Genomic DNA, 9,095 nt, shown 5'->3' with positions numbered 1-9,095 from the left:
TTCACTCAATTTAGCTACACCTCTCAGGCTAGTCGACCTTGGGGTTTAAAGTCAAGTAATTTGTCATAAAATCCCCTGCCTCCCCAATCAACTTCACAACCCTAAAATACACTTTCCCCTTTATTCACAGGGATTAAGGTAAATTCCAAAATCACACTCTAACTAAATTTAGTGCCCTAACTAAACTCGGCAGCAGGTGTAAACTCTACTAGACCATTTACCAGTTATGCAATACATTGTTACAAAATATTGTTGCATATTATGCTTAATAAACCCTCGGCAGTAAATGGTTTAGTCAGATAATCATCTGATCCCGCCATTCTTCCGCGAGATTTGTCAAACAAACCATCCTTACTGGATAACATAATCACCGGAATAGATTGATAAATAAGATTTTTCTTTATTAGCATACAAGCCTGATATCCATCCAGGCGCGGCATCGCTATATCAATAAAAATAATATCAGGATGGTTATCAACAATTTTAGACATTGCCTCAAACCCGTCCTCTGCCAGAATCACTTCACATTCTGAAGGCCTCAGGAATAATTCAGCGCTCCTTCGGATCGTATTGCTGTCATCAATAATCATGACCTTGAAACCTTTCAATACACCGACATTATCCATGTGCACCCCTTGTGATTATTCAGGTTAAATATGAATTTCATTTTTTCCAGAATGCAGGTGTAAATATAACCAATACTGTAAAAAACTCTAGTCTACCCAGCAACATGGCAAAACTACATATCCATATTTGAGAATCTGTTAGCGATGCATATGTAGTTGCAGGTCCAATTTCACCAAGACCCGGCCCTAGATTATTAATACAAGCCACTGCTGCAGAAAAGGCTGTAGTAACATCTAATCCACTAAAGGCGAGCGCAAGAGTCATCAATACAATGCTCGCAGCATAAATAAATAAAAAACCAAGTACTGCGAGAATGATTCGATTTGCCACTACACTTCTACCAACCTTGGCTGGAATAATCGCACTGGGATGCATGATCGTGATCATTTCACGATAAACCTGCTGATACAAGATTCGAGCTCGTATCATTTTAATACCACCGCCAGTAGAACCTGAAGAGGTACAAAATCCGGATAAAAATAACATCCATAATGGAACAAACATAGGCCATAAGCTGTAATCTGTATTGCTATATCCGGTAGTGGTTGCAACGGAAACGACATTGAACGCAGCGTAGCGTAATGCCACCAAAGGATCCGTATAAATATCAGCGAACCACAAGTAGGATGCCAGCCCGATACAACTGAATAAGAGGATTATCACATACCAACCAAGTTCAGAATCATGGCGATAGGGAATCAAACTTTTTACCCGCCAAACCAGAAAATGCGTTGCAAAATTTATTCCTGCAATCAGCATAAATAGAATCGCGACCGATTCTATGAGCGGCGAATCCCAATAACCATAGCTCGCATCATGAGAAGAAAAACCACCTAAACCTAAGGTCGTAAATGCATGCATCACTGCATCAAACCAATCCATACCCGCCCATCGGTACGCCGCAACACAAACCAAAGTCAGGCTCGCATAAATCGTCCACAGCCCCTTGGCAGTCTCTGCGATACGCGGAGTGAGCTTATTTTCTTTCATAGGCCCGGGTATCTCAGCATTGAGCAATTGCCGGCCCCCTACCCCCAGCAATGGCAAAATTGCTACTGCCAGAACAATCAACCCCATCCCTCCGAGCCAAACCAATTCACCGCGCCATAAATTGATAGATGGAGGCAATTCATCCAATCCCGACAACACGGTGCCACCCGTTGCAGTTAATCCTGAAGCAGCTTCAAAATACGCCTTGCTGAGGTTAAGATCAGGAAGGTAAAATAACAGCGGTAACATAGCAAAGGCTGGCAGCACTGACCAAACCAGAACCACCAGCAAAAATCCATCCCTTGTCTGCAATTCACGTTTATAGCGGCGTGTCGCCAACCACATCAGCAAACCACAACACGTAGTAATCAGAATGGACTCTTCAAAAGCAAATCGCGCAGCATCGTTGAGCCACAGTGCCAGACCCAGCGGAATCAGCATCGTAAGCCCGAATATCAAAACCATCTTGCCAAGCACATTAACAACAACAAAAAGACGACTCATACCATTTCTTGTTTACAGAAAACCAACATCGACTTGAAACAATTTTTCCACTTCACGGATCATCTTTCTATTGATCACAAATAAGATCACATGGTCATCTTGTTGGATGATCGTGTCATGATGTGCAATAATGACGCATATATTGTTATCAGAGTGATATAAAGTTTTTTCATGTTCCGCGCTCAGATTTTCACCAAATGTCCCTTCAGATTTAGGTAATCCTCTTACGATAGCGCCAATTGTGGCACCTTTGGGCAGCTTTATTTCTTCCACCTTTCTTCCGACTACCTGAGATGATTTGGCATCGCCATGCACCACCAATTCCAATGCTTCTGCTGCGCCACGACGTAAGCTATGTACCGCAGCCACATCACCATGTCGCACATAAGCAAGCAATGAACCAATCGTAACCTGCGCTGGTGAAATAGCAATATCAATGCGACTGCCTTGTACCAAATCAACATAGGCACGACGATTAATCAGCGCGATGACCTTGTGCGCCCCCATGCGTTTTGCCAACAGCGCCGACATAATATTATTTTCTTCATCATTCGTCAGTGCACAAAACATATCCATGTCGGCGATATTCTCACTTTCCAGCAATGTTTCGTCTGTTGCATCACCATGTAATACCAATGCACTACTCAGTTCTGCTGCTAAACGTTCACACGCTTGATAATTGTGTTCTATAATTTTGACCTGATAATCTTTTTCCAGCGTCTCGGCGAGACGTTTGCCTATTTTTCCACCCCCGGCAATCATCACATGTTTAACTGGTTTATCCATTTTCCGTAACTCTCGCATTACGGTTCGGATATCTTCGGTAGCAGCAATAAAAAACACTTCATCTTCTGCTTCGATCACTGTGTCGCCTTCGGGAATAATCGGCCGGTCTTTGCGGAAAATAGCTGCCACACGTGAATCCACATTCGGAACATGCTTACGCAATTCCTGTAGCTGCTGCCCAACAAGCGATCCACCCTGTAATGCCCGTACAGCAACCAAACTCACTTTCCCAGATGCAAAATCAAGCACCTGCAAAGCTTCAGGAAACTCTATCAATTTCTCAATATATTCGGTTAGAATCTGTTCTGGAGAAATGGCAAAATCGACACAGAAATTCTCGGTAGAAAAAATATCCGGATGCGCCAAATATTCAGTCGATCGAATACGTGCAATCTTAGTGGGTGTGTTAAACAAGGAAGCAGCAAGCTTACAAGCTACCAAGTTCGTTTCGTCATGCTCGGTAACTGCCAGAATCATGTCTGCATCATGAGCACCGGCATTCTCTAATACGGATGGATGCGATGCATTGCCAACAACTGTCCTCAAATCCAAGCGTTCCTGCAATAATGCCAATCGTTTCGAATCAATATCGACCATTGTGATGTCATTCGCTTCACTGACCAAGCTTTCCGCAACCGATGAGCCCACCTGACCAGCCCCCAGAATAATGATTTTCAATTGAATTACCTATTCCTTCCGATTCTCGCGTACCCAATCACGCCACTGGGTAAATAGTCCAGGATCCAATGCTGCAATTACTGAACGCTGCCAGGGCGAACCCGCCCAATAATCATCATGATCAAAGCCGCACATTTTTCCACCTGCTTCTTCCAGAATGAGTGAGCCTGCTGCATAATCCCAGGGTTTTTGCCCGCCATGCAGATACAAATCAAAATAACCCGCAGCGGTATAACACCATTCAAGGGCACAAGCCCCATAATTTCGTTGTGACGCAAATGGCGGATAGGCAGCAACTTTTGCTGCAAATCTTCTATCCAGTCGCTTCAAATCCACATTTGCCATTGCACTCGCTAATGTAGGCACATATTTCTTGATAGGCAATGCTGTTCCATTCAAAAAAGCACCGCCCCCTTTTGTCGCATAAAACATTTCATCAGACACTGGATTATAAATCACCCCCAGAACACCCTTACCCTGTTCCATCAATGCCACAGAAATTGCGAAATAAGGTAATCCATTCAGAAAATTAGAGGTGCCATCAATCGGATCGACGCTCCACAGTCCGGCTCTACCCTGAATCCACTGTTCTTCCTGCTCCTGTTTTGACATTTCCTCGCCCATGGTAGCGGCCGGATAAATCTTTTGTAACTCATAGAGCAAAGCATTCTGTGCTGCAACATCCGCCTCGGTGAAAAAACTACCGTCGGACTTGATCTGCCTATCCACTTGTAAATAACGCGGCATAATAACTTGCTGCGCAACCTCCCTGACAACCTCGATAACTTTCTCTAACACATTTACTCCGTACGCCATTTGATCGAACATCCAATACTGGGGATTTGATTTTCCGGGCCATGACCTGTTGTGGCAACCTGCAGCATGGCTTCAAACAGATCGCGGCACACATCAGCGGGAGCCGCTTCTTTCCGGGATGCATCCAGACGTCCGCGATATTGCAGTTCCAGTTGACTATTGAATCCGAAAAAATCGGGTGTACACACAGCACCATATCGCTTAGCAATTTCCTGGGTTTCATCCCAAACGTAAGGAAATGGGTAATTTAATTTTTTGGCAATTAATGCCATATTTTCAAACGAATCTTCCGGATAATCGGCTGGATCATTCGACATGATCGCAATCGCATTCACACCATGCGGCTTCAATTCGTTCACATCCCGAATAATGCGATCCTGTACGGCTTTCACATACGGGCAATGATTACAGATAAACATCACCAGCAAGCCATTTTCCCCTTTCGCGGAAGCCAGGTTATACCGCTTACCATCAACACCCGGCAAATCAAAATCAATCGCCTTCCAGCCAAAATCACACACAGGTGTTTCCAGACTTGCCATATACTTTCTCCTATTATTGATAATATTCCAGAAAATCACTTTCCAGCTTGTCGCTTTTCAAATTCAGCGTGACGCTCAGACAATGCTGAATACTTATCGTGCTATATTATCATGAGTCCATTATTGAAATTGTTACTTACCCAGACCCAACCCAATCATGCATGCTCGTTTCTATCACCCGGCGGAAATTACCATTGGACAACTCATTGAGCTTTCCGTCGAGAACATACATCATGCTGCGCGCGTGTTGCGGTTAAAGAAAGGGGATGCAGTCACATTATTTAGTGGCCATAGCGGTGAATTTTCTGGATACATCGAAAATATCAGCAAATCAAGCACCACAGTTTTGATTGAAGCCTATCATGACATTGACTGTGAATCACCTCTTGATATAACACTTGCGCAAGCCATATGTGTTAATGAAAAAATGGATTGGATCATACAGAAAGCAGTGGAATTGGGTGTGACATGCATACAGCCGGTTTCGACTGTCCGCAGCATTGTGCATCTTTCCGACGAGCGTTCTTCCAAGCGTCTGCAACACTGGCAGAAAATCATTATTTCAGCGTGTGAGCAATGCGGCAGGAATCATTTACCGCAGATATCGCCTTTGATTTCGCTACCGGAATGGCTAAGTCAGAAGAAAACCACGCAATCATCGCACGATCTAAATTTTATGTTATCCACGACAGCCACAGAAAGTTTAAGAAACATAGCCCAACCACCTGCCAGCGCTCATCTAGCGCTGGTGATCGGACCTGAAGGCGGATTCACGCAGGAAGAAGAAATGGCTATTTTACATACCGGTTTCATTCCGGTACGGTTGGGAAAACGCATATTACGCACAGAAAGCGCCGCTTTAGCGACCATTTCCGCACTGCAAACCCTATGGGGTGACTACTGAGTGACAAAGCAGACAATGAATAAATTGAATCTTGACTGACAATGAATAACACCACGACTGATTTTGTTTCCTGGTTCCGCTCTGTTGCGCCTTACGTCAACGCATTCAGGGGTAAAACCTTCGTCATTGGTTTTAGTGGCGAAATGGTCACCGATGTAAAATTTGTCAGCTTTATTCACGACATCAATTTACTTGCCAGCCTCGGCGTCAGACTGGTGCTCATCCATGGCGCACGCCCGCAAATCCAGTTACGCCTGGATGAGTCGCAATTGGAAACGCAGTCGGTCATGGGCATGCGCGTTACCGATTCCGCCGCACTGCAATGTGTCAAAGAATCGGTGGGACGTGTACATCATGAAATCGCCGCATTGCTCTCGCTGGGCTTACCCAACTCGCCGATGGCCAATGCTTCCATCCACGTAAGTAGCGGGAATTTTGTCACGGCTTGTCCGTACGGTGTTATTCAGGGTATCGATTTGATGCATACCGGAAAAGTTCGCAAAATAAATGCGCAAGCTATTCATGCCCGCTTGGAACAAAACGATGTCGTGTTGATTTCACCGCTGGGCTATTCACCGACCGGTGAAATCTTTAATCTTACGATGGAGAATGTGGCTACCGAAGTCGCAATTGCGCTCAGTGCCGAGAAATTGATTTTTCTTCTAGATACCCTGGATAGCGCAGCAACTTCCGTCGGCAATCCTGAAGCCCTGCCACGTGAACTCACCGTCGCAGAAAGCAAATCTTTACTCGAAAACAAAGCAGCGGCAACCAGTGCTTTACTTTCCGATGAAATCCGCGCATCGCTACGTTGTGCGATCAAAGCCTGTGAAACGCATGTCACACGAACACATTTGATCAGCCGCCACTGCGATGGCGCCATTCTACAAGAGTTATTCACGCACGATGGCATCGGCTGGATGATCTCACAGGAAACACTGCAAGCACTCCGCAAAGCCAGAATAGAAGATGTCGGCGGCATTCTACAACTGATTGAACCGCTGGAAACTGAAGGTATTCTGGTGAGACGTAATCGTGAATTACTGGAAATTGAAATTGATCGCTTTACAGTTTTCGAACATGATGGTGTGATCCTCGGCTGCGCTGCGCTGTACCCGTTTCCTGAAGAACACGCCTGTGAACTCGCCTGCTTGGCAATTCACCCGGATTATCGTGACTTGGGGCACGGCAACCGTTTGCTAAAACATATCGAAAGCAAAACCATTTCCCAGGATATCCGTAAACTGTTCGTGCTCACAACGCATGCCACGCATTGGTTCATTGAACACGGCTTTACCGAAGCCACGCCTGCTGAATTGCCCAAGGCCAAACAGAATTTATACAATTATCAGCGTCGCTCGAAGGTATTGATCAAGCATCTATGATCACTTCGATCAGTAGTACTGTTGCACTGAATTCGGCGAAACTTTCACTCTTATAAAGAGTGATGAGGCAATTTCATCATGCGCCACGAAGGCAGAATGCTGTAATGCCTAAGGAATTAACATGAGATCCTCAGTTCTCCTTTAAAGTATGCGCGATTTATCGAAGTGATTTGAGCCACTTCAGTAACGTCGCATACAACACATCACGACTGATTGGTTTGGGAATATGGTCGTTCATTCCGGCTTCCAGGCAAAGTCGTCGATCAGTATCGAAGGCATTGGCGGTTATGGCCAGGATAGGTGTTTCGCGGTTGAGCGAATCATCCCGGATCGCCTTAGTAGCATCGATGCCGTTGAGCTTCGGCATCTGCATGTCCATCAAAATCAAAGCGTAATGATTCTGCCGTGCTAAGGCGAGCGTTTGTTCTCCGTCTTCCGCCACATCGATGACCAAGCCAGCTTCTTCCAGCAGAATCACAATGATCTCCCGATTGATTGGCTCATCTTCGGCAATGATGATGCGGACACCGGAAAATTCCCGGCACAAGCATTCCGCGGCGCTTCCATCAGCCGCGGCTTGCACTGTCCGGATCATAACATTCTCCTTGATTGCAGTCAGACGAACGACAAACCAGAAAGTGCTGCCTGCACAAGAAAGACTCTCGACACCAATCTCACCGCCCATCATAACGACCAAATGCTTACTAATAGCTAGCCCCAGTCCCGTACCGCCGTACTTCCGGGTCATCGAGTTATCGGCTTGTTCAAAGGCAGTAAAAAGACGTTCCTGAGCCTCCGGGCTGATACCAATACCTTGGTCTTGCACCTCGAAACGCAACAACAAGCTGCCCTGATCTTCTGACACTTGCTGCACACGGACGGAGACTTCGCCACGATCACTGAATTTAATGGCGTTGTCAACCAAGTTGATCAGAACCTGCTCCAAACGTATTCGATCTCCCAATAACGTGCAACAAGCCAGTTCAGTAGGAGGGTTAATGGTAAGAATTAGGCCGTTTTCCACAGCTTTGCGGCGGAAAAGCGCTTCGAGGCTTTCCAGCATTGTGCTCAGTTTAAACGGTAGTGCCTCCAGGGTTAGGCGCTCAGCCTCGATCTTAGAGAGATCAAGGATATCATTGAGCAAGACCAATAGGCGTTCGGCCGCGCTCTTAGCTTTGTCGATCTGATCCAAGCCTTTAGGATCGGTCATGCGCATGCGCGCCAGGTTGATCATGCCAAGAATACCGTTCATGGGCGTACGTAACTCGTGGCTCATATTGGCGAGGAAAGTAGTTTTGGCTTGATTAGCGGCTTCCGCGGCTCCCTTTGCAAGGTTTAAATCATAGGTGCGCGCATCGACCATTTGTTCGAGCTGTTGCTGGTATTCGCGCAACTCGGCTTCGACTTTCTTACGGGCGGTAATGTCCTAAACCAATACCAAGAAGTAGTCCGGCGAACCGTCCTGATTACGAACACAACGAACTAAAACCGATGCATAAATAATCAACCCATCCTTGCGGATGAATCTTTTATCCAACGAATAACCTTCGGCTTTTCCGGCCAGAGCATTCTCGAATTCGGCAATATTGGATACGAGATCATCGGGATAGGTAATCTCCGCCCAAGTAAGCTTAGTCAATTCATCCTTGGAATATCCTAATAGTTCACACAAACAGGGATTGACTTCCAACCACTTTTTTTCCAGTGAAGTGATGGCAATACCCACCAGTGGTAACTCGAAATAGCTGCGAAACCGCATCTCGTTAGTTCGCAAACTTTCCTCACTGGCATGCAACTTTTCCATGATGCTCCGGCGATTACGCTCGATAACCAGCAATTTTTTTCGAGCTTCTTCAATCCGGC

At 45.8% G+C, this 9,095-nt stretch carries 9 protein-coding genes; 2 read left to right on the top strand and 7 right to left on the bottom strand.

The window, feature by feature from the left end; all coding sequences use genetic code 11:
• Positions 1-239: 239 nt before the first annotated feature.
• The 5 genes from K2P83_RS04385 to K2P83_RS04365 are packed head-to-tail and all read right to left on the bottom strand — an operon-like array spanning position 240 to position 4,943.
• Positions 240-626 carry a response regulator gene (locus tag K2P83_RS04385; protein WP_292926675.1) on the bottom strand — a complete coding sequence of 129 codons (387 nt, stop codon included), beginning with the start codon at positions 624-626 and terminating at the stop codon, positions 240-242.
• 37 nt (positions 627-663) lie between these two features.
• A complete protein-coding gene (locus K2P83_RS04380; RefSeq protein WP_292926673.1) occupies positions 664-2,121 on the bottom strand; it encodes a potassium transporter TrkG in 1,458 nt (485 codons plus the stop codon).
• A 12-nt stretch (positions 2,122-2,133) separates the two neighbouring features.
• Positions 2,134-3,585 carry a Trk system potassium transporter TrkA gene (gene trkA, locus K2P83_RS04375; RefSeq protein WP_292926671.1) on the bottom strand — a complete coding sequence of 484 codons (1,452 nt, stop codon included), beginning with the start codon at positions 3,583-3,585 and terminating at the stop codon, positions 2,134-2,136.
• Between the two features lie 9 nt (positions 3,586-3,594).
• The gene (locus K2P83_RS04370; RefSeq protein ID WP_292926669.1) at positions 3,595-4,383 is read right to left on the bottom strand and encodes an inositol monophosphatase; all 789 of its coding nucleotides are present in this window, start codon (positions 4,381-4,383) and stop codon (positions 3,595-3,597) included.
• 2 nt (positions 4,384-4,385) lie between these two features.
• Entirely contained in the window at positions 4,386-4,943 is a 558-nt protein-coding gene (locus K2P83_RS04365; protein ID WP_292926667.1) for a thioredoxin family protein, read from the bottom strand.
• A 157-nt stretch (positions 4,944-5,100) separates the two neighbouring features.
• On the opposite strand from K2P83_RS04365, the gene K2P83_RS04360 reads away from it, so the two are divergent.
• Both K2P83_RS04360 and argA read left to right on the top strand, forming a co-directional pair.
• Entirely contained in the window at positions 5,101-5,847 is a 747-nt protein-coding gene (locus K2P83_RS04360; protein ID WP_292926665.1) for a 16S rRNA (uracil(1498)-N(3))-methyltransferase, read from the top strand.
• 41 nt (positions 5,848-5,888) lie between these two features.
• Complete coding sequence (argA, locus tag K2P83_RS04355; RefSeq protein ID WP_292926663.1) at positions 5,889-7,232, top strand: amino-acid N-acetyltransferase; 1,344 nt, start codon at positions 5,889-5,891, stop codon at positions 7,230-7,232.
• 157 nt (positions 7,233-7,389) lie between these two features.
• Here argA and K2P83_RS04350 read toward each other — a convergent pair whose 3' ends face one another.
• A complete protein-coding gene (locus K2P83_RS04350) occupies positions 7,390-8,625 on the bottom strand; it encodes an ATP-binding protein (protein WP_292926661.1) in 1,236 nt (411 codons plus the stop codon).
• A 33-nt stretch (positions 8,626-8,658) separates the two neighbouring features.
• The coding region (locus K2P83_RS04345) for a PAS domain S-box protein (protein WP_292926660.1) at positions 8,659-9,095 on the bottom strand (437 nt) is incomplete at its 5' end.

It is taken from the genome of Nitrosomonas sp. (assembly GCF_019752415.1).
GTDB lineage: Bacteria > Pseudomonadota > Gammaproteobacteria > Burkholderiales > Nitrosomonadaceae > Nitrosomonas.
This window is presented reverse-complemented; position numbering and strand designations above follow the sequence as displayed.

Coding starts and splice junctions, on each gene's coding strand:
- K2P83_RS04385 (WP_292926675.1), bottom strand. CDS start 626: ATGGATAATGTCGGTGTATTGAAAGGTTTCAAGGTCATGATTATTGAT.
- K2P83_RS04380 (WP_292926673.1), bottom strand. CDS start 2,121: ATGAGTCGTCTTTTTGTTGTTGTTAATGTGCTTGGCAAGATGGTTTTG.
- K2P83_RS04365 (WP_292926667.1), bottom strand. CDS start 4,943: ATGGCAAGTCTGGAAACACCTGTGTGTGATTTTGGCTGGAAGGCGATT.
- K2P83_RS04360 (WP_292926665.1), top strand. CDS start 5,101: ATGCATGCTCGTTTCTATCACCCGGCGGAAATTACCATTGGACAACTC.
- argA (WP_292926663.1), top strand. CDS start 5,889: ATGAATAACACCACGACTGATTTTGTTTCCTGGTTCCGCTCTGTTGCG.